The organism is Aquirufa nivalisilvae (genome assembly GCF_003143535.1).
In the GTDB taxonomy this organism is placed as follows: Bacteria; Bacteroidota; Bacteroidia; order Cytophagales; family Spirosomataceae; genus Aquirufa; species Aquirufa nivalisilvae.
Genome location: NZ_CP029346.1, coordinates 229,793 through 253,076, shown reverse-complemented (window position 1 = coordinate 253,076; position 23,284 = coordinate 229,793). Strand labels below are relative to the sequence as shown.

Annotated in this window: 15 protein-coding genes; 8 read left to right on the top strand and 7 right to left on the bottom strand. The window is 39.6% G+C overall.

The genetic code is table 11. The features are described from left to right. Nucleotides 1-8: 8 nt before the first annotated feature. On the top strand, nucleotides 9-2,033 hold the full coding sequence (gene uvrB, locus HME7025_RS01075) for an excinuclease ABC subunit UvrB (protein WP_109321870.1): 2,025 nt from the start codon (nucleotides 9-11) through the stop codon (nucleotides 2,031-2,033). A gap of 61 nt (nucleotides 2,034-2,094) precedes the next feature. Here the strand turns inward: uvrB and pdhA are convergent, their stop codons facing one another. Next, nucleotides 2,095-3,105 (bottom strand): pyruvate dehydrogenase (acetyl-transferring) E1 component subunit alpha, encoded by a 1,011-nt coding sequence (gene pdhA, locus HME7025_RS01070; RefSeq protein WP_109321869.1) that lies wholly within the window; start codon nucleotides 3,103-3,105, stop codon nucleotides 2,095-2,097. A 180-nt stretch (nucleotides 3,106-3,285) separates the two neighbouring features. Here pdhA and recF point away from each other — a divergent pair, with 180 nt between their 5' ends. Further along, nucleotides 3,286-4,389, top strand: a complete 1,104-nt coding sequence (gene recF / locus HME7025_RS01065; RefSeq protein ID WP_109321868.1) for a DNA replication/repair protein RecF — start codon at nucleotides 3,286-3,288, stop codon at nucleotides 4,387-4,389. On the opposite strand, the gene HME7025_RS01060 is transcribed toward recF, so the two are convergent. From HME7025_RS01060 to HME7025_RS01035, 6 genes are all read right to left on the bottom strand, one after another. After that, nucleotides 4,384-5,568 carry a glycosyltransferase gene (locus tag HME7025_RS01060; RefSeq protein ID WP_109321867.1) on the bottom strand — a complete coding sequence of 395 codons (1,185 nt, stop codon included), beginning with the start codon at nucleotides 5,566-5,568 and terminating at the stop codon, nucleotides 4,384-4,386. The two genes, recF and HME7025_RS01060, sit on opposite strands and share 6 nt — an antisense overlap. A 164-nt stretch (nucleotides 5,569-5,732) precedes the next feature. Then, nucleotides 5,733-7,451: a GMC oxidoreductase gene (locus HME7025_RS01055; RefSeq protein WP_109321866.1), complete on the bottom strand. Its 1,719-nt coding sequence runs from the start codon at nucleotides 7,449-7,451 to the stop codon at nucleotides 5,733-5,735. 23 nt (nucleotides 7,452-7,474) lie between these two features. Continuing rightward, nucleotides 7,475-8,077, bottom strand: coding sequence for a gluconate 2-dehydrogenase subunit 3 family protein (locus tag HME7025_RS01050; RefSeq protein WP_109321865.1), 603 nt, complete (start codon nucleotides 8,075-8,077; stop codon nucleotides 7,475-7,477). A 283-nt stretch (nucleotides 8,078-8,360) separates the two neighbouring features. Further along, a complete protein-coding gene (locus HME7025_RS01045; RefSeq protein ID WP_109321864.1) occupies nucleotides 8,361-10,028 on the bottom strand; it encodes a RagB/SusD family nutrient uptake outer membrane protein in 1,668 nt (555 codons plus the stop codon). Nucleotides 10,029-10,041: 13 nt separating this feature from the next. After that, a complete protein-coding gene (locus HME7025_RS01040; RefSeq protein ID WP_109324881.1) occupies nucleotides 10,042-12,969 on the bottom strand; it encodes a SusC/RagA family TonB-linked outer membrane protein in 2,928 nt (975 codons plus the stop codon). Between the two features lie 282 nt (nucleotides 12,970-13,251). Next, nucleotides 13,252-14,271: a LacI family DNA-binding transcriptional regulator gene (locus HME7025_RS01035; protein WP_109321863.1), complete on the bottom strand. Its 1,020-nt coding sequence runs from the start codon at nucleotides 14,269-14,271 to the stop codon at nucleotides 13,252-13,254. Between the two features lie 176 nt (nucleotides 14,272-14,447). Between HME7025_RS01035 and HME7025_RS01030 the strand changes: the two genes are divergently transcribed. The 6 genes from HME7025_RS01030 to HME7025_RS13415 all read left to right on the top strand — a co-directional run bounded on the left by HME7025_RS01030 (nucleotide 14,448) and on the right by HME7025_RS13415 (nucleotide 23,249). After that, complete coding sequence (locus HME7025_RS01030; protein ID WP_109321862.1) at nucleotides 14,448-15,818, top strand: MFS transporter; 1,371 nt, start codon at nucleotides 14,448-14,450, stop codon at nucleotides 15,816-15,818. A gap of 4 nt (nucleotides 15,819-15,822) precedes the next feature. Continuing rightward, nucleotides 15,823-17,292, top strand: coding sequence for a DUF1501 domain-containing protein (locus HME7025_RS01025; protein WP_109321861.1), 1,470 nt, complete (start codon nucleotides 15,823-15,825; stop codon nucleotides 17,290-17,292). Next, nucleotides 17,289-20,078: a DUF1553 domain-containing protein gene (locus HME7025_RS01020; protein WP_109321860.1), complete on the top strand. Its 2,790-nt coding sequence runs from the start codon at nucleotides 17,289-17,291 to the stop codon at nucleotides 20,076-20,078. Before HME7025_RS01025 ends, HME7025_RS01020 begins: the two co-directional genes overlap by 4 nt. Before the next feature lie 24 nt (nucleotides 20,079-20,102). Further along, nucleotides 20,103-21,176 (top strand): NHL repeat-containing protein, encoded by a 1,074-nt coding sequence (locus HME7025_RS01015; protein WP_109321859.1) that lies wholly within the window; start codon nucleotides 20,103-20,105, stop codon nucleotides 21,174-21,176. 1 nt (nucleotide 21,177) lies between these two features. Continuing rightward, entirely contained in the window at nucleotides 21,178-22,656 is a 1,479-nt protein-coding gene (locus tag HME7025_RS01010) for a c-type cytochrome domain-containing protein (protein ID WP_109321858.1), read from the top strand. 410 nt (nucleotides 22,657-23,066) lie between these two features. After that, a complete protein-coding gene (locus HME7025_RS13415; protein ID WP_161956184.1) occupies nucleotides 23,067-23,249 on the top strand; it encodes a hypothetical protein in 183 nt (60 codons plus the stop codon). The last annotated feature ends 35 nt before the right edge of the window (nucleotides 23,250-23,284 follow it).

The window sequence follows — 23,284 nt, the reverse complement described above, 5'->3', positions numbered from 1 at the left end:
GCCTGCACATGGACTTCAAATTAACATCTTCTTACCAACCCACAGGTGACCAACCCACCGCCATCAAACAATTAGTAGAAGGGGTAAATAAAAACGAAGCCGCCCAAACTCTTTTGGGAGTAACTGGCTCAGGTAAAACATTTACAATTGCCAATGTCATTCAACAAATAAATAGGCCAACGCTCATTTTAAGCCATAATAAAACCTTAGCTGCCCAATTATACGGGGAGTTTAAGTCTTTCTTTCCAGAAAATGCGGTGGAATATTTTATCTCTTATTACGACTATTACCAGCCCGAAGCTTTCATCCCAACCACTGGAACTTATATAGAAAAAGACCTTTCCATCAATCAAGAGATCGAAAAACTGCGACTGGCGACCACTTCCTCTTTGATGTCAGGAAGGAGAGATATTATCGTCATCGCCTCCGTATCCTGTATCTATGGTATGGGAAACCCTGATGAATACCGAAATTCCATTTTAAGAATTGGAGTAGGAGAAACCATTTCCAGAAATCAATTCCTTTTCCGCTTAGTGGAAATATTATATGCTCGTACAGAAGGAGAATTTTTACGGGGTACTTTTCGGGTAAAAGGGGATACCGTAGATATCTTTTTAGCCTATGCCGATTTTGGCTATCGCTTCATCTTTTTTGGAGATGAAATAGAAGAAATTCATCGAATCGATCCTTGGACAGGCAAAAAAATCTCGACTGAAAAAATGGTGGCTATATTTCCGGCTAACTTATTTGTTACTGGGAGAGAAACCTTAAATCAAGCCATTTCTTTCATACAAGCTGACCTCGTTGCTCAAATCAATCATTTTGAATCAGAAGGTAGACTATTGGAAGCAGAGCGCATCAAACAAAGAACGGAATTTGATCTGGAAATGATGCGAGAGCTGGGCTATTGTTCGGGTATTGAGAATTATTCCAGGTATTTTGACCAAAGAAAAGCGGGTCAAAGACCCTTCTGTTTACTCGACTTTTTCCCAGAAGATTTCCTGATGGTAGTCGATGAAAGTCATGCCACCATGCCTCAAATTAGAGCCATGTGGGGTGGCGATCGATCACGTAAAGAATCTTTGGTGGAATATGGATTTAGGCTCCCTTCTGCCATGGACAATCGTCCCCTAACTTTTCAAGAATTTGAAGGCATCATCGGGCAAACGATTTTTGTTTCAGCAACTCCTTCCGACTATGAATTACGTCGATCAGAAGGGGTCGTTGTAGAACAAATCATACGTCCAACAGGACTTTTGGATCCGAAAATTGAGGTTCGGCCAACTAAAAATCAAATTGATGATTTGTTGGATGAAATATATGATCGCGTTAAGAAAAAGGAAAGGGTACTTATAACGACCTTGACCAAAAGAATGGCGGAAGAGCTTTCCAAATACCTGGATCGTGTTGGGGTGAAAGGCCGCTACATCCACTCTGAAATCAAGTCCTTGGAACGAGTAGAAATATTGCGCGAACTGAGGCTTGGCGTATTTGATGTATTGGTTGGTGTTAACTTGCTTAGAGAGGGCCTTGACTTGCCTGAAGTATCCTTGGTAGCCATTATGGATGCGGATAAAGAAGGCTTCTTACGTGACATCCGTTCCTTAATCCAAACTATAGGTAGAGCGGCTAGAAATGAAAATGGTAAGGTATTAATGTATGCCGATCGGATTACAGGTTCTATGGAAAAGGCTATTTCAGAAACCAACCGTAGGAGAGCCATTCAAATGGAATACAATGAGGCGAATGGGATTACACCTAAAACCATTTGGCGCAGTCATGATGAGATTTTAGAACAAACATCCATTGCTGATCGCATGGCCAAGCCGAATAAAAATTACTTGATTCAGCCAGAAGAAAAACTAGCTGCCGCAGATCCTTTGTTAGCGTATATGTCGAAAGGCGACCTCGTCAAGCAACGAGACAGCATTCGAAAAGAAATGGAAAAGGCCGCTAAAGAAATGGACTTCCCGTTGGCAGCTAAATTCAGGGATGAGCTTTTGGCCGTAGAAAAACTCATTTCAGACAAATAATCCAACATTTTATTCAAAAAAAAGCCCGAATCTCTTCGGGCTGTTCCTTATATCTCAATGATTATTCTTCAATGAACGGATAATCTTCTTGAACATACACATCTTTGTATGCCTCCTCTTTCGAAGGGAACGGTGAATTTTCAGCAAACTCAACAGACTCTTGTACTTGGATTTTGATCTTCGCATCAATCTCGTCTAATTCAGCTTGAGTCAAGATATTATTTTCCAAAATAGTCATTTTAACTTGCTCAATAGGATCACGCTCTTTGTAAGCTTCTACTTCTTCTTTCGAGCGATATTTTTGAGGATCCGACATCGAGTGTCCACGGTAACGATATGTTCTAAATTCTAAGAACGTTGGACCTTCACCTGCACGAGCTCTAGCCGCTGCACGAGAAACTGCTTCATGTACAGCCTCTACATCCATGGCATCCACTGGCTCAGATGGCATATCGTAAGCCTCACCAATCGTGTATAAATCAGTCACGTTAGAAGTTCTAGCCACTGAAGTACCCATGGCATAACCATTATTTTCTACAACGAAAATCACTGGGATTTTCCATGTCATAGCAATGTTAAAGGTCTCATGCAAAGCTCCTTGACGAACAGCACCGTCACCAAAATAACAAATCGCTAAATTTCCTGTTTTATTGTATTTTTCAGCAAATCCCAATCCTGCACCTAAAGGAATCTGAGCACCCACAATTCCGTGACCACCCACAAATCCAACACTCTTGTCAAAGATGTGCATAGATCCACCTTTACCTTTGGAAGCACCGGTAATTTTACCATATAACTCCGCCATAATTGCGTTTGGGGAAGTCCCTAATGCCAATGGGATACCGTGATCGCGGTAAGCGGTAATGTATTTATCTCCTTCTTTTAAAGCCGATTTTGAACCAGAAGAACAAGCTTCTTGTCCAATATACAAGTGGCAAAAGCCTTTGATTTTTTGCATTCCGTACAATTGACCGCACTTTTCTTCAAACTTACGTTGCAATTGCATCGACTCATACCAGTAACGGTAGGTCTCTTTCGAATACTTAGGAGCTTTTGTTTCTTTCTTTGCCATGATATTATTCAAAAATTCATTTGCTTAATCGAATGGGGAAATACCCACCGACCGAATCAGCTACGAAATTAAAACAAAAGCATTAAGCTGCCAAAAAATGAGAGGATTTAGCCTAAATCAATCCGTAAAATCCACGATTATTCGTTATTTTTACGATTCAAGCCTCATTTCTAAGCCCGCATGTACCTTAAATCCTTACAGGTCAAACAATTTAAGTCCTATGCGGAAGCTCAATTTGATTTTATCTCCAACATCAATTGCATCGTAGGTGAAAATGGAATAGGAAAAACCAATCTCCTGGATGCCATCCATTTTCTTTCCATGACCAAAAGCGCTCGGGGCGTTGGGGATCCTTTGTGCATCCAACATGGAGAGGATTATTTTATGATTCAAGGAAATTTTGTCTACCAAAAACAAGATTCTTCCAAGCTTCCTGCCAGTGAAACACAAATAACTTGTGCCTACCAACGAGGTCAGAAGAAAAGCTTTCTGCGTGACCAAAAAGCTTATCCGAGACTCGCTGACCACATTGGCAATTTCCCGGTTGTCCTCATGGACCCATATGACACGGATTTAATCCGAGAAGGAAGTGAAGAACGTAGGCGGTTTTTTGATGGGATGATGGCTCAAATGGATCGTGCTTTTTTGGATAATTTATTGCGCTATAATCGTATCGTTCAACAAAGGAATACACTTTTAAAGCATTTTGCTGAACGAGGAATGGTCGATCGAATACAGATCGATAGCTACCATGAACCCATGGTCCAATTAGGAGAAATGATTGCTCAGGCTCGTGTGGATTTTCTGAAAAAATATTTACCCAATTTTCAGGCACATTATGCCAAATTATCTGATGATCGAGAGCAAGTCAATATCAACATCGAAAGCTCCTTTCCTTTGGGAGAATTGGATGCCTCTTTGAGAAATGTAGAAGCCCAAGATCTGGCCGCCCAAAGAAGCACTTTAGGTATACACCGTGATGATTTCAGTTTTGAAATTAATGGTTTTCCATTGAAAAAATTTGGTTCACAAGGACAGCAAAAAAGCTTTGTTGTGGCCCTAAAACTTGCCCAGTTTGATACTTTGGCACAAGCACATCCTAGAAAACCTCTCTTATTATTGGATGATATTTTTGATAAACTTGATGATCGACGAATTCAGCGATTGGTACAAATGATGGCCGAAGATCATTTTGGACAAGTATTCATTACTGATGCCCGCCCAGAAAGAACTAAATCATTGCTCAAAAATCTTCAAGGAGAAATCAAGTATTTGGCCTTATAGAAACAAGCCTTGATACAAGGTATTGGCAAAGGCCAGCTCGGAATTTTCATGTGCCATTTTTTCCATTTGCTCTTTCGAATAACCTATCCCTAAGTTCAGGTATTGCTCCAACTGCTCGGCAATTTGAATGGGATTTTGAGCATCCACGACCAAACCTAACTGCATGCTTTGAATCAATTTACCAAGCAATCCGTAATGGGTCCCCAACACCACTTTTTGAGAGATACTTGCCCGAACTAAAACAGAACTCATTCCCACGTGATTTTGATATAACATCAATACCAAATCAGCTGCTTCAAAGCATAATTGAATGTCTTTGCCCTTAATTTCTTGAAAGATGGGAATAACTTCTACTTCTGGAAATTGTTGAAATAGCTTTTCCAAATGAGCTTGATAAGCTGGACTAATAGCACCTGCTACCAATAAACATATTTGACTTAACTCGTCTGCTGTTAAATGCTGCGTTGCCTGCATAAATGCTTCTATCCCTTTTCTTGGATCTAGGTAACCAAAAATTAAACAGACTTTTTTATTAGCAGGAATATGCCATTGCTCTCGAAACGCACTAAGCTCCTCTGCACTTACCTCATACGCTCTAACTGGATCAGAAATGCGCAGTACTTGGGTTTTCCCTAGCAAAGGACGGATATGTTTGACTGCCTTGTGGTCCAAGCTAAATAGTACTTTCATGGATGATCGAAAGGTCGACAAACGTAGCATCCATTTCTTAATAAAAGCACTTGTCCAAGAAGCCTTTCTATAATAAAAGTTAGGTCTAAAATATATGCCTCCTAATTGGAAATGGGCCTTTTTGCCAAATAACATGCCCAGTTGGAAATAATCAAAATACATTAAAAGGCCATGACTTGCTTCCCAAGCTTCGCTAATGTCTACGTACAAATTCCATTCGGCGAGGGAGCGCTTATAAATAGATTGACCATGAAGTCTTTGCACAGTGGGAGCATCTAAAGGGTGAAAATGAATGTTATTCCCTAAATCAAAACCCCAAATTTGACGGTTCTTTTTGAAACTTTGGATAAAGCTTTCTGGCACTATTAGCAGTAATTCTACGTCAGGCTTTTGACTAAACTGATGGATCAAATAGGCCAAATAATCCGTATGATGGCCATCATCAATGGAATCAAAAATGCTTAATCGATAAGTAGCGTAGACTGACATAGGGTACCAAAATTAACAATAAATTAGGGATTCTGCATGTATTTTACTCTACTAAAACCGATCCAGATCCAGCTGAATGAACAAGCATTCCAATCCCATGAAAGAAACGTAAATTCACAAAAAAAGGGGCTCTGTGAGCCCCCTTTCTCAAACCAGTTATATCATTATAAATTACGTTTCTTCAATTCACTTACTGCAAAATCAGCAGCACGAGCAGTTAAAGCCATGTAAGTTAAAGATGGATTCACACAAGATGCAGAAGCCATAGCAGCACCATCAGTTACAAATACGTTTTTCACGTTATGAACTTGATTATGCTTATTTAAGACCGAAGTCTTAGGATCACGACCCATGCGTGCGGTACCCATTTCATGAATACCTAAACCAATATGAGTATTTGAATTATTGTAAGCGTTGACATTTTTGAAACCTGCGGCCTCTAACATTTCAGCTGCATCATTCATCATATCTTGACGCATTCTAATTTCATTTTCGCCAAATTCCGCTTCAAATTCAAGCACTGGTATTCCCCACTTATCTTTTTGAGTTTGACTCAAGACAAAACGGTTATTAGGGTTAGGAAGAATTTCTCCAAAACCACCAAAACCAATGGACCAAGTACCTGGATGTGTTAAGCTCTCTTTGAACTCAGCTCCAAAACCATCCATGTTGGTACCACGTCCCCAGCCTGCACGGCTAGCTCCTCCTTGATAACCGAAACCACGGATGTAGCTACGTTTATCACTTCCCCAGTTACGGAAACGAGGAATGTATAAACCATTAGGACGATTTCCAAACATGTAATCATCATTGAAACCTTCAATTTGAGCGGAAGCTCCTACTCCTAAATGGTGGTCCATGATGTTACGACCCAATTGATCACTATCATTTCCTAGTCCATTTGTAAAACGGCTCGACTTAGAATTCATCAAAATGGAAGTAGAACCGATAGCACCTGCGTTAACAAAAATAATTTTAGCAAAATATTCCGTTACCGCCATCGTATTTTGATCAATCACACGAACACCTTTTGCTTTTTGAGTTGCTTCATCATAAATGATTTCCGAAACGATGGCATTGTGAATCATGGTCAAACGCTTAGTTCGCATCGCAGCAGGTAATGTCGCTGACAATGAGCTAAAATATCCACCATATGGACAACCGCGCATACACTTATTACGATATTGACATGCACCTCTGCCTAATGCTGTATGATGTGCACCTGGCTGTGTTAAGTGAGCTACACGACCAATAGTAATTGGACGACCTAACTTCTTATTAACCTGATTTTTAAAATGCTCCTCGGGAGCAGTCATGGCCATGGCTGGTAAAAATTCCGAATCTGGCAATACATCCAATCCCTCTCTTTGACCAGAAATACCTGCAAATTTCTCTACATAAGAATACCATGGTGCTAAATCTTCATAACGGATTGGCCAATCTGTTCCAATACCATCTTTGGCATTTGCCTCAAAATCTTCTTTATTCCAACGATACGATTGGCGACCCCAAAGTAAGGATTTACCACCCGTGTGATAGGCACGAATCCAATCAAATCCACCTCTTTTCTCGATGTATGGATTTTGTTTATCGTTTTCAAACAAGTAACGGTGCTCTTCATTTGGCGTATAACCAGTACGCATTCCAGCCCAATATTCTTCAGCAGCCATATTGGTTGGACGACCACGGTGAGGGAAATCCCAGGGATCTTTCAAAGCTGTTTCATATCCTTCCACGTGTTTAATCTCACGACCACGCTCTAAAACAGCAACTTTTAATCCTTTTTCAGTTAATTCTTTGGCAGCCCAGCCACCTGATATACCGGATCCCACGACAATGGCGTCAAAGGTCTGGCTTTTTATTGCATCTATGTTAAGATTCATGTGAGTAATGGTAAATGGTCAAATTAATATTGATATGCCTTTTGGCCTGGCTTCAATTTGGTTGGTTCAAATTTGCCTGGAACAGTTACGTATTCGAAAGAAGATGTAACACCTTTTTCAGAAGTAAAATAACCCAGTAGAGTTAACTCCTTGATGAGTCTCCAGAATGGTACTCCTGTATTTCCTTCCAGTGTTTCCTTGTCCACATTATCGCCCACTTTTTGAAGTCTAACACGATAGGAATTCATCAATTCCTTAGTGTTGCTTTCTACAAGTTTCAACATAGCCACTTGACCACTTGCATTTTGACTTAAAAAACCAGCTTTATCTAAATCAGAAACTCCTTTTAAGAAGCTTCTTTGCTCTGGCAATTTGTAGCAATCATTTAACATTAATTCTATAAAAGCAGGAACTCCCGCTTCAATAGCTCCAGGAGTAGATGTTTTAGGAATAATATGTTCTGCTACCGCGGCCACAATTTTTCTTTGTGTTTCCGACAGGCTAAATGTATCAGCCAAGGCTGTCTTGCCACTGTGTTTCGCTTCCATAGCCATCAATGTCGGAGCAGTGATAGCTCCCCCTAACATCAAGGCTATTTGGGAGATGGCATCTCTTCTTGTAAGCATAGTTTTATGGGTTAATAAGTTCTTGATAGATTCCGTTTACTCAATCAAATTGATAAGAAAACAAATTTAATCAGAATATTGATTTTTCAAGAATAAATACAAAAAAAAGGGTCTGATTAAATTCAGACCCTTTATAAATAATTAAATCAACGAATATATTCCAAACATGGAGAAACTGCCAATTTTATCAAATAGTTGAATAGGTTTAGAGGCAATTTCTGGGGATTTTTACCAACGCTGTCAAGGTTTTAAACCTTGACAGCGTTAAGCAAAAAAACCAATATTAATACCCTGGATTTTGTTTCAGGTAACCTGTTAAGTTGGATGCACCGTCAATTGCAGTTTGAGGGATAGGGAATAAACGCATGTTTTTATCAGTGCTATTTTTCTCTGTCCATGAATCCTCGTATTTACCGAAACGAATTAAATCGGTTCTACGTTGATTCTCCCAATAGAATTCGAATCCACGCTCACGAAGTAAGGTATTCAAATCAATGCTTGTTAAAGCTGGAGCAGGCTTTGTACGTGCTGCACGAACAGCATTTACATCCACTAGTGCACCTGCTGCATCAGATTTACGCAATTTTGCCTCAGCACGCATCAAATAAGCATCCGCTAAACGAATGATTACGATATCTGCCTCACCAAAGTTACGTCCTGAAGAAGACTTCTTCGAGAACTCATATTTCTCTACACGATAACCTGTGCTATAATCACTACCTGCTGTAGTGAAATTCACATCTAATGAATGTATCACTAAAGGATATGGAGCTTTACCACGTGTATTGTACAATGGTCCAACTTTGTATTTACCATCTGCACATTTTACAAATGCTCCACTTTGGTAAACTAAACCATATTGTTGACCTCTTAAAATACCTCGGTCAATGTTGTATGAATTACCATCCACACATTCTACAGTAGGGTCAACATTTTTCTTATAAAAACGAGGATCTGCATCAGCTGGATCTACAGTTCCATAAGCATTTACCCATGAACGATAGAAGTCTGGCGTAATAGCTGGACCGTCAGTACCGTTAGCCGCTGGATAAGCAGGTAATGGACGTTGATCATTGGCTAAAGAGAAATAAGACATACGGTTGTGTCCATTCAATTCAGCACGTTGATCTACAGCGAAAATCAACTCCTTGTTAGTATGGTTATCATTTCCGAAAATCGCAAAATAATCAGATGATAAAGCATATTGTCCAGAACTGATAATCTTTCCTGTATACTCAATTACTTTGTCCATATCAGCAGCTGAATGATTCAACGTAGCTCCATAAGGATCACGATAAGCCGCTGCATTTAAGTGTAATTTGGCTAATAATCCCCAAACTGCACCTTTAGTAATACGACCAGGACCTGTAGCTGTTTCTACAATTGGCTCAATCGCCAATAACTCTGTACGGATATATTCTACCGCTTTATCCGTTCTCAAAATAGTCGACACATCTCCCAATTCTTCTTTTTGGAAAGCAATACCGAACAAATCCAACATCAATAAATTGTAGTAAGCACGCATTCCACGAGCTTCAGCAATGTATAAATTAGCTGATGGGTCCTTGTTTACTTTCAAAGAGTTGATTGCAGTTACTGAACGAGAAAGTCCTTGTAAAATTAAGTTCCAAGTATTTCTTACGTTAGGATCAGTACTCGTCGTTTGGTGACGATGCAATGACAAATAGATACCATTATCACCCCAGTCTGTACCTCCACGATATGGAAGGATAGCCTCATCTGTAGAAATTTCAGTTAAAGCAAACAAGTTGGTATGTTGGTAAATACTAGGCAATAAAGCGTATGCAGGAGCCAAAATTCCATCTGCCGCCTGTTTATCAGTTACGGTAGTGGCATTGTACTCATCTAAAATGATCTCATTCAAATTGGTACAGCTGTAAAAAGCCATCATACCAAAAAGAACTATGGTTATTTTTCCTATCTTTTTCATTTTTGTTTAACGATTAAAATGTAAGATTTAAGCCGAAGATGACAGATTTAGCTTTTGGATAGCTCAAGTAGTCAATTCCATAAGATAATACTCCGTTCATAGAACTATCCTTATTAACTTCTGGATCAAATCCATCGTAATTGGTAGCAATCCACAAGTTTTGTCCAGTTACAGACAAGCGTAAAGCTGAAACCCACTTACTAATTCCTAACTTCTGAGTGTTAAATGTATATCCCAACGTAGCGTTGTTCAAACGTAAGAAACCACCATCTTTTAAGAAACGTGTTGACACTGGAGCCGCATTACTATTAGACTCTCTCGAATCAGCATAAGCTGCTGGAGTCGTGTTGGAGTTTTTAGCAATTTTCAACTTGTAGAAAGCAGAGTTTGCCGTGTTATCATAGATTTTATTTCCAGCAACTCCGTTGAATTGTAATGACAAGTCAAATCCTTTGTAACCTAAATTACCAAAGAAGTTATACTGAGTAGAAGGCAAAGCCGATCCTGCAGCAATACGATCTTTATCAGTAACAATACCATCACCATCTACATCACGGTAAACGCTCATACCTTTATCATCAAATCCAGTAAATTCTTTCAAGAAGAAAGTACCGATAGGCTGACCATTGATATAACCATTGATGGTAGCTGAAGTTAGACCAGAACCTGAAGCTGAACCTGAAGGGATAACTGTGTATGGAGAACCAACTACTTCGTTTTTAATCAACGTTAAGTTACCTCCTAAGCTATATTTCCAGCCAGTTTCTGTTGTTCCTTTGTATTCCAAATCCAATTCCAAACCACTGTTATTGATCTTCATATCTTTCACGTTTGCCCAAACTGAAGAAGCAGGTTGAACTGGGTCTGAAGGAATAACTTCCAATAACATGTTGTTAGAAACTTTGTTGAAATAATCAATCGATCCAGAGAATGCTCCATTTCCGAAAGCAAAATCTAAACCAACGTTACTTTGAGTAGATACTTCCCACTGAATATCTGGATTAGCTAAACGAGAATAAGTAATCCCTGAAGGGAAAGTCGATGTAGCATCCAATGGATAAGAAGTAGTACCAGAAATTGTTGAAGTAAACAAAGGTTGAGTAATCTTCGAAGGAATCTCTTGGTTACCTGTTTGTCCCCAACCAGCACGTAATTTCAAGTTGCTGATATTTGTGTTCTTCAAGAATGCTTCTTCAGAGATTCTCCATCCTAATGAGAATGAAGGGAACACTCCGTATTTGTTGTTAGCACCAAATTTAGATGACCCGTCAGCACGTACCGTAGCCGTAACTAAATACTTATCTTTAAATTGGTAGTTAAAACGACCGAAATAAGATTGTAACTCATTGATAAATGCTGAACCACCAGGTTTGTTGGTTGCCATCGTCAATTCTTGACCTACGCCAGGATTGTAGATTGGGTCAATCGGCAAATCTGCTGGGAATTTATTAATACTCCAGTTACGATATTGAACTTGAATTTTTTGATATGAGTGACCTACCAAAGCAGAGAAATTATGATCTCCTTTGTCGTAAGTATATGTCAAATAGTTTTCAATCAAACGGTTAGTATTACTAGCCAAATAAGAATCTAAACGACCATCTTGTTTAGGGATATTACTTCCCAACGATTCCACATCGCGAGTTGATGTTGAATTATCCACACCAAAGTTCAAGCGATATACTAATCCTTTCACAATTTTCAAGGAAGGAGAAATACTAGCAATGGTACGATTAATCGTCGTGATATCTTTAAACAATGTCAATCCTAACAATGGGTTAGAAGCAGTAGCATAACGAGCTAATGTACCATCCGCTGCATAAGCAGGAAGCGTTGGGTTATTCGAAATCGCTGTTCCTAATAATCCTTCTACCGATGGGCGCTCATTATTTGTGTTAGTCACGTTCAAGTTCGCATCAACTACTAAACGATCATCCCAGAATTTCTGAGTTACGTTGATACGTCCTGTGTAACGATCTAATTGATTGTTTTTCAAAATACCTTGTTGAGCTTGTGCTCCAAAAGAAGCATAGTAAGAAAGCTTGTTAGCTCCACCACCTAAACTCAAATTGTAGTTTTGAGTCAATGCTTGGCGAGTAATTTCTTTTTGCCAATCTGTATTTCCTCCAAAATCTTCCAAGTTACCGCCATTAGCCACTACTTGCTTACGGAATTCCGATGCAGATAATACTGGCAATGCACGAGCAATACTGGAAACACCTAAACTAGAGCTAAAATTCAACGTTGAAACCCCAGCTTTACCTTTTTTAGTAGTAATCAATACTACACCATTAGCTCCACGAGCACCATAAATGGCAGTTGCAGAAGCATCTTTTAATACGTCAATGGTTTCAATATCCTGTGGATTCAAGAAGTTCAATGGATTACCACCACCTGTACTTGAATTGTCCAAAGCTAAACCATCAATAACGAATAAAGGAGTACTACCTGTACGAATACCTCCAGGTCCACGAATGGTAATTCCTTGGCTACCGCCTGGCTCACCTGTTGCAGATGTTACGTTCACACCAGCAACTTTACCTTGCAATAATTGTTCTGGAGAGTTGATGATACCTTTATTAAACGCAGCACTTTGAACCGACTTAACCGATCCAGTTACATCACGCTTGTTTTGAGTACCATAACCTACCACAACTACTTGAGCCAAGTCAGATGAATTAGCGACCATGGCAATTTCTAGTGATGATTTAGAACCTACTGTTACTTCCTGAGTAGCATAACCTAAATAGCGAACTACTAATACCGAATTGTCATTCGGCACAGAAATAGTAAAAGCACCATTTACATCAGTACTAACTCCTTTGGTTGTTCCCTTAAGAATTACGTTACCGCCGATGAGTGCCTCTTTCGTAGTGGCATCAATCAATCGACCTTTAATTTGTTTACCCGCTTGTGCATTCACATCGAATGCCCCAAGCATGAATATGCTAGCTACAAAAAATAGTACTATACGAGTACTTACATTTCGTAACAACGCACACCATAATGGATCGTGTAATTGTTTTTTCATGAATTGATTTTTTGAAATGGTAATTTTTGGGTTTAAAAATTTTTGAAATTTACCTATTAATAATTGTAATATCTTCACAAAATTTTACGCAAACGTTTGCATTTGAGGCCATATGGCTATTACAATCTCGTAAAAGTAGAATGATTAGCTCATTACTCAAGAATTAGCATATTAAGGTATTGTTAATTCCGGCTAAGAACGAAGCGAGGACTCTCGAATGATCAGCTTAGGATCTAAAGAAATCGTAACTGGTTCTAGCTTTTGATCTTTTTTGGACAAAAACAATTTGGCTGCTTCTTCTCCAATTTTCCGGCTTTGTCTAGAAACAGAACTTAATGGTGGGTGGCCAAAAGAGGCTAATGGGATATCATCAAATCCAACAATAGCTACTTCATTAGGAACAGAAATCCCCATTTCCCTTAAAACAAACATGGCTGCAATACATACTTCATCATTCACCCCAAATATGGCATCTGGCTTTGAATCCGATTGCATTAAAATTCGAGTAGCCTGAATAGCACTCTCGGCTGAAAAATGTACGTATTGAATCAAATCAGCTTCAACTTGTCGACCGTGAGCAATCAAACAATCCTGATAACCCAAAAAGCGTTGTTGAGAAACACTGATTCCAGAAGGTCCATGCAAATGAGCAATACGTTGGCATCCCATGTCAATCAAATGCTTCGTTGCCATAAATGCTCCTTGATAGTCGTCCGTCACCACACGGTCCGAAGCCACACCATGGTTCGGTCGATCAATAAAAATGACTGGCAATGATCTTTGAATTACTCGATCAATATGTTCTCCTAATTGCTGGTCATAACTTTCCTGAGCCATCGAAATAAATAAGCCATCCACCCTATTAGCTAGCAATCGGTCAATGTATTCCTTCTCAATGGTGTGGGATTCATTACTCACACAGATATTCAACAAATACCCAGATTTCAATAGTATTTCCTCCATTCCTTCCAACATAGAAGACTCGTGGTAGTGAGTGATAGATGGCAAAACGAGTCCCAAGGTCATGGAACAATTATTCAACAAGCTTAGAGAAAGCGTATTTTTTTGATATCCAACCTTCAAGGCATACTCTTGAATGGTTTTCCGAGTTTCTATATTAATAGCAGGATGGTCATTCAATGCCCGCGAAATGGTAGATGGCGCACATTTAAACTTCTTGGCTATATCCTTGATGGAAACAGAATTATTCAAGATATCAGTATATTGGTAAGTATCTCAAATATATAATTTTTTTGCGTGAAAAATCGTTTTCAAGCCTAAAGGCTGTCAAGGTTTGAAACCTTGACAGCCTTAGGCGATCACAGCATTTCAGATTAGGATTTTCGAGGCAATATTGTTAATTTCATATTTTCTAAACCTTTAGTTATATGACTACTTCGAATCCCGAATTCGATAATAATAAGATTCCTGTTCAGAAACTTTGGCAAGTAATCATTGCCTCCTCCGTTGGAACCGTCATTGAATGGTATGATTTCTATATTTTTGGTAGCCTTTCAGCCATTATTTCCCTTTCTTTCTTTCCCAAAGATGATCCTACGGCAGCCTTTATTTCTACCTTAGCGGCCTTTGGAGCGGGTTTTGTAGCTCGACCATTTGGAGGCATCATTTTCGGTCGACTAGGTGACCGAATCGGAAGAAAATATACTTTTTTATTAACCCTCATTTTGATGGGAGGGTCCACTTTTGCTATTGCATTTATCCCAAGTTATTCCGACATCGGTTTAATAGCCCCAGCCATTTTACTTTTATTACGCATTATTCAAGGTCTTGCATTAGGTGGTGAATATGGTGGTGCCGCTACTTATGTGGCCGAATATGCGCCCGACGCTCATCGTGGAAAGTACACTGCTTACATTCAAACTACAGCCACATTAGGTTTTTTTGTTTCCATCATCGTTATTCTGATTTGTCAAAAAATCATGGGAGATGCTGAATTCAAAGCTTGGGGCTGGCGAATCCCTTTCGCCCTATCTGGTATTTTAGTCATTGTGTCTTATTTCATCCGTAGAAATATGCATGAGTCCCCTCTTTTTGCTCGACTTAAAAAAGAAGGTCGATTATCTGAAAACCCTTTACGAGAAGCTTTTGCCAGTAAATCCAATCGTCGCTTGATGTTAATTGCCATGTTTGGGGCTATCGTTGGACAAGGCGTCGTTTGGCATACAGGTCAATTCTATGCGCAAATCTTTATTAATAAAATCTTGATGGTCGACTTCACGACAACCAACTTGATTATTGCTTCCTCATTGGTGGTTGGTACTCCGTTATTTGTCGTTTTTGGTAGTCTATCTGATCGCATTGGGCGGAAAAAAATCATGTTGGGAGGAATGGCGCTAGCCGCTATTTTTTACTATCCCTTGTTTGCTTGGATGTCGGATATTGTTGGACAAGAGGGGACGCTCATTGATGGGGCATATCATCTAACTACCACGGGCACGGTAAAACTGGCATTTATTTGCATTCTTTTAGTAACTTTTGCGGCCATGGCCTACGGTCCTATCGCGGCATTTTTGGTGGAATTATTTCCTACCAAAATCCGATATACATCGCTTTCCATTCCTTACCATTTTGCTAATGGGGTATTTGGGGGATGTGCCCCATTTGTAGCCACTTGGCTCGGTGCGGTTACTCATTCGAATTTCTCGGGTATTTTTTATCCCATTACTCTTGCTGCTATGACAGTGATCATTGGAATTATTTATTTGCCAGAAACAAAAGGAAGAGCAATAATGGATTAAAGTCATGAACAAAATCATACAAGAAGCCATCCAACGTGAAGCCCAACTGGCTACCAGAAGACACTTTCTAAGTAGTCTTGGTACAGGATTGGGGTCCTTAGCTTTAGGTAGTTTTTTGACAAATTGCAGTTCAGATTCTGGAGCTTCATTTGCCTCCCCATTAGCAGCCAAAAGCTCCCCTAAATTGGGGAAGGCCAAATCCGTGATTTTTTTACACATGGCGGGTGCACCATCCCAACTGGAGCTTTTTGATTACAAACCTAGCTTGGCCAAATTCGATGGGAAAGAATGCCCTCAAGAGTTATTGGCAGGCAAAAAATTTGCTTTCATTCGAGGGGTTCCCAACTTATTAGGCCCCAAAGCACATTTCGAACAAAGAGGACAAGCCGGACATTGGATTTCTGATTATCTACCTCATTTAGCCAGCCAGGCTGACCGAGTGAGCTTTCTGAAAGGAATGCATACCGACCAATTTAACCATGCCCCTGCTCAGCTATTAATGCATACCGGCTCAGCCCGGCTCGGTAGACCCAGCATGGGCTCATGGGTAAGTTATGGCTTAGGTACTGAAAACCAAAATTTACCAGGTTTCGTTGTTTTAGCTTCTGGTGGCAAAAATCCCGATGCAGGAAAGTCGGCCTGGGGAAGTGGATTTTTACCTTCCATTTACCAAGGGGTACAATGTCGGTCGGAAGGTGAGCCTATCTTGTTTATTCAAAACCCTGCGGGTGTCAATTCCGATATTCGAAAAGCTAGTATTGAAACCATTAATCAGATTAATCAAGAAACCTATCAGGAATTTGGGGATCCAGAGACTGTAGCACGGATAGCCCAATATGAAATGGCTTATAAAATGCAAAGCTCGGTTCCCGAGGTAATGGACATCAACAAGGAGCCTGCCTATATCCATGAAATGTATGGAACAGAACCTGGGAAAGAGTCCTTTGCCAATAATTGCCTGTTGGCTAGAAAGCTCGTAGAACAAGGCGTGCGCTTTGTGCAGCTTTTCGACTGGGGCTGGGATACTCATGGAACGGGATTAGATGGTTCTGTGGATTATGGTTTACATCAAAAATGCAGACAAGTAGATAAAGCCGCTACAGCACTATTATTAGATTTAGAACAACGTGGCTTACTAGATGAAACATTGGTGGTTTGGGGAGGCGAATTTGGTCGAACCCCGATGCAAGAAAATAGAGAGGGTAAAAAACTAGCTTACTTTGGAAGAGACCATCATACAGAAGCTTTTACCATGTGGTTAGCTGGTGGTGGTATCAAACCTGGGGTATCGTATGGTGAAACGGACGACCTAGGTTATTCAACCATTTCAGGCAAAACATCTGTTTATGATCTGCAGGCTACAATTCTCCAGTGTTTGGGTTTCAACCATGAGGAATTTACCTATCCTTTCCAAGGTAGAAATTTCCGTCTAACAGACGTTTTCGGCAAAGTAATTGACCCTATTTTGGCATGAAAAACCTAATCATCATTTCTATTTTAGGTTTGGCTGGCTTTTTTGTGGGAAAGCAGTTTTGGGAAAAGGAGTCGCGTATCGACTACAACACCCAAGTTAAGCCCATCCTCAATAAAAACTGTATCAGCTGTCATGGGGGTGTCAAAAAACAAGGTGGATTTAGTCTTTTGTTTCGGGAGGAAGCTTTAGGAAAAACGAAATTCAATGCTGCGGCCATCGTACCCGGGCATCCAGAAAAATCAAGCTTCATTCAACGCTTGAGCTTACAAGACCCTGAAGAAAAAATGCCTTATAAAAGGCCCCCCTTATCCAAAAAAGAAATCGACATTTTAAGTCAGTGGGTCAAAGAAGGTGCCGAATGGGGCGAACATTGGGCCTATCAACCCGTCAAGAAACCAGCAGTGCCTTATAGCTCTTGGTGGAAACAAGCTCTTTCTTGGGTAGGCATAGAAGCCGGATGGGAAGAAAATGAAATTGACCATTTTGTTGGGGCCAAACAAGCCGAAATGGGCCTAGGTCATCAATCTAAAGCAAATAAGGCCGACTTACTAAGACGACTAAGCCTAGATCTAACTGGTCTTAGTCCAACAGAAGCGGAGTTTAAAGCATTTGAGATGGATGATTCAAAAGATGCTTATGAAAGAAAAGTAGATGAGCTATTGAAATCTCCACGATTTGGAGAAAAATGGGCCAGCATGTGGATGGATTTAGCTAGATATGCTGATACGAAAGGATATGAAAAAGATGATAAACGAAGTATTTGGCGCTACCGCGATTACGTCATTGAATCCTTTAACCAAAACAAGGCATATGATCAATTTATCACCGAACAATTAGCCGGAGATTTATTACCCAATCCGAATGAAAGTCAATACATCGCCACAGCATTTCATAGGAATACAGCCAATAATGATGAAGGGGGAACAGAAGATGAGGAATTTAGAGTAGCTGCCATATTAGATCGGGTCAATACCACGTGGGAAACATTACAAGGAACCAGTTTTTCATGTGTTCAATGTCATTCTCATCCCTATGACCCTATTCGTCATGACGAATATTACCAATACATGGCTTATTTCAATAATACTCGAGATGAGGATGTGCCAGATGAATCTCCTTATTACCGACATTTCAAATCGTCAGATCAAAAGCGAGTGGACTCCCTCCTCCATTTTATTAAAAGTAAATTCCCCAAAGAACATCAAACTTGGAAACAAACGATTCAATTTGTAGAACCCAAAATACATCCACATTGGGCAGATGAATTTATCAATGGTGCGCTCCAAGACAATAAGTATTTAGCTGTTCGTCCTGGAGGATCAGTTCGATTTAAGGCGGTACCTATGAATGATAAAACAGAGATGCTGATTGCTTACAAAAATACCAATGATGCTCCCTCTCAATTGGTCATTCGACAAGGCTCTTTGAAAGGGGAGATTGTAGCTCAAATAAAACTGGATACTACTTTATCCGAAAAAGAAGGCCTTAAAAAAGGGAATTGGGCACATGGCTGGACCTATGCCTTTTATACCATTCCAGCTTTAGCAGGGAAACAAGATCTCTATTGGTCATTTAGTAATAAAACGTGTAAACCCGACCAAAATACGGCTGTCATAGGTTATTGGATGTTACTACCTAAAACACCAGAAGCATTAAAAAATACATCCTTTTTGGCATTGGCCAAACAACTCATCAGTACTCAACCTGAGGGCACGACACCCATATTATTGGAAAATCCCGCCGAATTTAAAAGGAACACGCCCGTATTTGAAAGAGGAAGCTGGCTGGTACCCGGTAAATATGTGGAAAGATCCATCCCAAACTTATTCGCTAAACAATACCAGAAACCTGTTCGAAATAGATTGGAATTAGCTCAATGGATGAGTAGCCCTCAAAATCCATTGACCGCTCGGGTGGCAGTTAATCGATTCTGGGAACAACTCTTTGGCACTGGATTAGTAGAAACATTGGAAGATTTGGGTAGCCAGGGACTTTCCCCTAGTCATCAAGAACTGTTGGATTTTTTAGCTTACCAATTCCAATTTACCTATCAATATAAGCCCAAAGAATTTTTAAAATACCTAGTGATGTCGGCCACTTACCAACAAAGTTCCGAGTTCACCAAAGAGTCTATTGAAAAAGATCCCAATAATCGATATTTGAGTCATGGCCCTAGGATCCGACTAAGTCCTGAACAACTACGTGATCAAGCTTTGCTTTGGTCAGGATTATTATCCGATAAAATCGGTGGCCCCAGCGTCATGCCTGAACAGCCTGAAGGGATTTGGAATGCTCCATACAGTGGAATGAAATGGACTAAAAGTGATGGTGAGGATCAATGGCGTCGGTCATTATATACCTATTGGCGACGTAGCAGTCCTTATCCCACACAGGTTACTTTTGATGCGGGAACTCGTGATATTTGTTTGTCCAGACGAATCCGAACCAATACTCCGATGCAAGCACTCAATGCCTTAAATGATCCTGTTTTTATGGAATGTGCATTATTCTTTGCCCGGAAGTTTCCTCAAGAAAATGAAGAAAAATTTATCGAGAAGGCATTTTATCAACTTTTTGGAAAAGAAATCCCTTCTGCAAAAAAGAAACATTTAGTGGATTTTTACCAACAGGTACATCCTGTCTATCAAAAGGACATTCATAAGTGCCAAGAATTTTTACATCTTTGTCCGGATAATACCATTCCCCAAGATGCCCCTGCTTTAATCGCGCGAACCCTTGTTAGCAATATTCTATTTAACCTAGATGAAAGTATCAATAAACCGTAATACTCCACAACCTCTTAAAATCCTATGAACAAATCCATTCAACGCAGAGATTTTTTAAAAACTAGCTCCGTTTTAGTTGGCGGTAGCCTCTTATCAACCTCACACACTATGAAAAAAATTGCCCCGAAACCTGGCGAAATCGTTGTAGGTCACAACAATTATAAATTTAAAGTTATTCCTAATTGGGGTATCTTGGATGCTGGCAAAAATCCTGTCAACGACTGCCATGAGATGGTGGAAGATGCCAAAGGTCGTTTGTTTTTATTAACCAATGAAACCAAAAACAATGTCTTGATTTATGATAAATCAGGAAAGTTGTTAGACTCTTGGGGACATACTTACCCGGGTGCGCACGGTCTAACTATTTTAAATGAAGGAGGAGAACAGTTTTTATTGATTTGCGATAATACACGTCATCAAGTCATTAAAACTGATTTGAAAGGAAAAGAAATTTTCAAAATTGAATATCCTAAAGAAACGGGTGTGTATGATCATCCACATCAATTCGTTCCTACAGAAACAGCCGTGAACCCAAAAAATGGAGACATCTATGTGGCAGATGGTTATGGGGCCAATTATATCATTCAATATGATTCCAAAGGTAAATACATCCGTCATTTTGGTGGTAAAACCAACGATTACGATGACAACCTATTCAACTGCTGTCACGGTGTTTTAGTAGATACCCGAGATCCTAAAAACTGGACACTCTTAGTAACCGACCGAGTGAATAATAGCTTAAAGCGCTTTACTTTAGATGGCAAGTTCATCACACGTTATCACCTTCCCGGTTCATTTGTTTGTCGACCTAATCTACATGGAGATCATATCGTGGCTGCTTGTTTCCGCAGTGGAGATGGAAATTGGCCAGGGTCTGGTTATGTACAAATTTTGGACAAAGACATGAAAGTTGTCTCTACACCTGGAGGTTCAGAACCTATTTATAAAAATGGGGTATTACAAAGACAACATAAAGATGATGAGAATAAAGTATTCATCCATCCACATGATGTATATGCGGATTCTGACGACAACATCTATGTAGCACAATGGGCGTCTCAAAAAACTTACCCTATTAAATTGGAACGTATCGGCTAATATGATGCTGCTGTTGGACTCGGAGGGAATTCCTGATTGGATTCTATTTTTTGGTCATTTTCATCCCATGTTGGTGCATTTACCTATCGGTATGCTCCTCATGGGAATGATTTTATATGTATTTTCCAAAAAAGAGGAAGTCTCGAGACAAAAATCCATTGCCCCCATTTTATGGAGTACGGGAATTACTGCGCTTATTTCATGTACCATGGGTTGGTGCTTATCCTTGGCTGGAGAATATGATACGGATACCCTGTTTTTACATCAATGGTTGGGTATTAGTCTAGCCTTAAGTTCATTGGCGCTAGCCTATATGGCCCAATTTTGGTCCCTTGATTCCTACATGTCTCGATTCTTTAAACCAGGATTGATTCTAGCCTTTATCTTAGTGATGTGGACAGGGCATTTAGGGGGAAACTTAACTCATGGTTCCGATTATTTAAGTACTTACCTGCCTCAACCCTGGAGGACTTGGTTAGGTATGGCACCTAGAGAACAAAAAAATGAACAAACAAAAGAGCAGCCTATAAAAATCAAAAACTTGCAGGAAGCGCTCATTTATCAAGATTTGATTCAACCAACTTTAAAACAAAAATGTTGGTCATGTCACAATGCCGAAAAGCAAAAAGGCAAACTTCGGATGGATAGTCCGGAATACATGCTAAAAGGTGGAGCCAATGGAGTCATTTTTGTGGCTGGCAAACCCGAAGAAAGCGACTTAATCAAACGGATCTTGTTAGATCCTTCCCATGAAGATCATATGCCTCCCAAAGGGAAAGTGAACTTAACAGAGGATGAAATCTCACTGCTGCAATGGTGGGTAAAAGAAGGAGCACATTTCAACAAAAAGATCTCGGAAATCCCCTTTGATGCTCGAATCAAAACGATACTAACAAAATATACCCAAGAAAATAAAAGCACTGAAAATTATATTTCGCCTGTATTAAAAGAGCAAATAGCTGCTGCCAATGAAGCAGACATCGAGAAGTTGAGAAAGCATCATGTATTAGTCATCGCGCTAAGCGCCGAAAAACCATTCTTAGAAGTCAATGCGATTAATGCCAAGAATATAGGAGATAAAGAGTTACAAGACTTAGACGGGATCAAGGAACAATTGGTATCGCTAAAATTGGGAGGAACTAAAATAACGGATTCATTCCTGCAACAAATCAGTACATACCCAAGATTGATACATCTACAAATAGACCATACTCGAATCACTCAGCAAGGTCTTAGCTATTTAAGCTCGCTCCAACACGTAGAAACGTTGAACTTAGTTGGGACAAATCTAACAGATGAAAGTGTTGTGGCTATCGCTAAATTACAAGGATTGAGAAAAGTTTACCTATGGCAAACAAAGATCAGCGAAAAAGGTATAAAATTCCTTCATGAAAAATTGCCTAAGCTAATAATCGACCAAGGATGGAAGGGAAAATGGCCACTAGATACTCTAATTATCCCAATTAAAAAACCAGAATAGAGGTGTTCATATTTGCATCTTTCCACCTTACAAGCCTACTATTTTTACTCAACAAAGCGCCTTTTTGAGTCATAATCCATTTCAAATTTTGATTGGTTTAATCAAAAACTAATTCAAAACTTCATGGAAATAGGCTCTTTGGGATTCAAAATAAGCCAAATTTGTGTTAAAACAGAGTTCATTTTTTCTATCCGACAGCCTAATCCTGTTTCCAAATTTAAATTCAAACAATTTTTCGATTTTTGCCAATAATTGAACTTTTCCAAGATTGCCCAAAAGTGCGTTTTTCGAACAATTTTTAAAATCTGCCCAGGGAGCCTCCAAACCATTTCATTTGTTCAAAATTTTTAATTGAGTACAAATGTCGATACAGATTATTTCTACAACAAAAATGCAATTATTAGATTTACATGAATTATAATCTCAAAGAGAAAGTAAAAATCTCTGAGGCATTGTATCCTGTTCCTAAATTATATATGAAAAAATCGTCTACTCGGCTGCAAAGTCTATGTGATGCACTGACCGTATTTGGTGAGGAATATCATACAAATTCAATCCTGTTTTTTGCTTCTGTTAATTCATTCAGGGACTAATCCTCTGGACAAATTATCTATGTTAACTATTTGAT

What these genes read in the sequence shown, in the direction of transcription:
- HME7025_RS01050 (WP_109321865.1), bottom strand. Translation starts at nt 8,077, where the DNA reads ATGCTTACAAGAAGAGATGCCATCTCCCAAATAGCCTTGATGTTAGGG.
- HME7025_RS13415 (WP_161956184.1), top strand. Translation starts at nt 23,067, where the DNA reads ATGAATTATAATCTCAAAGAGAAAGTAAAAATCTCTGAGGCATTGTAT.
- recF (WP_109321868.1), top strand. Translation starts at nt 3,286, where the DNA reads ATGTACCTTAAATCCTTACAGGTCAAACAATTTAAGTCCTATGCGGAA.
- HME7025_RS01060 (WP_109321867.1), bottom strand. Translation starts at nt 5,568, where the DNA reads ATGTCAGTCTACGCTACTTATCGATTAAGCATTTTTGATTCCATTGAT.
- HME7025_RS01040 (WP_109324881.1), bottom strand. Translation starts at nt 12,969, where the DNA reads ATGCTTGGGGCATTCGATGTGAATGCACAAGCGGGTAAACAAATTAAA.
- HME7025_RS01025 (WP_109321861.1), top strand. Translation starts at nt 15,823, where the DNA reads ATGAACAAAATCATACAAGAAGCCATCCAACGTGAAGCCCAACTGGCT.
- HME7025_RS01045 (WP_109321864.1), bottom strand. Translation starts at nt 10,028, where the DNA reads ATGAAAAAGATAGGAAAAATAACCATAGTTCTTTTTGGTATGATGGCT.
- HME7025_RS01030 (WP_109321862.1), top strand. Translation starts at nt 14,448, where the DNA reads ATGACTACTTCGAATCCCGAATTCGATAATAATAAGATTCCTGTTCAG.
- HME7025_RS01020 (WP_109321860.1), top strand. Translation starts at nt 17,289, where the DNA reads ATGAAAAACCTAATCATCATTTCTATTTTAGGTTTGGCTGGCTTTTTT.
- HME7025_RS01015 (WP_109321859.1), top strand. Translation starts at nt 20,103, where the DNA reads ATGAACAAATCCATTCAACGCAGAGATTTTTTAAAAACTAGCTCCGTT.
- HME7025_RS01010 (WP_109321858.1), top strand. Translation starts at nt 21,178, where the DNA reads ATGATGCTGCTGTTGGACTCGGAGGGAATTCCTGATTGGATTCTATTT.
- HME7025_RS01055 (WP_109321866.1), bottom strand. Translation starts at nt 7,451, where the DNA reads ATGAATCTTAACATAGATGCAATAAAAAGCCAGACCTTTGACGCCATT.
- pdhA (WP_109321869.1), bottom strand. Translation starts at nt 3,105, where the DNA reads ATGGCAAAGAAAGAAACAAAAGCTCCTAAGTATTCGAAAGAGACCTAC.
- uvrB (WP_109321870.1), top strand. Translation starts at nt 9, where the DNA reads ATGGACTTCAAATTAACATCTTCTTACCAACCCACAGGTGACCAACCC.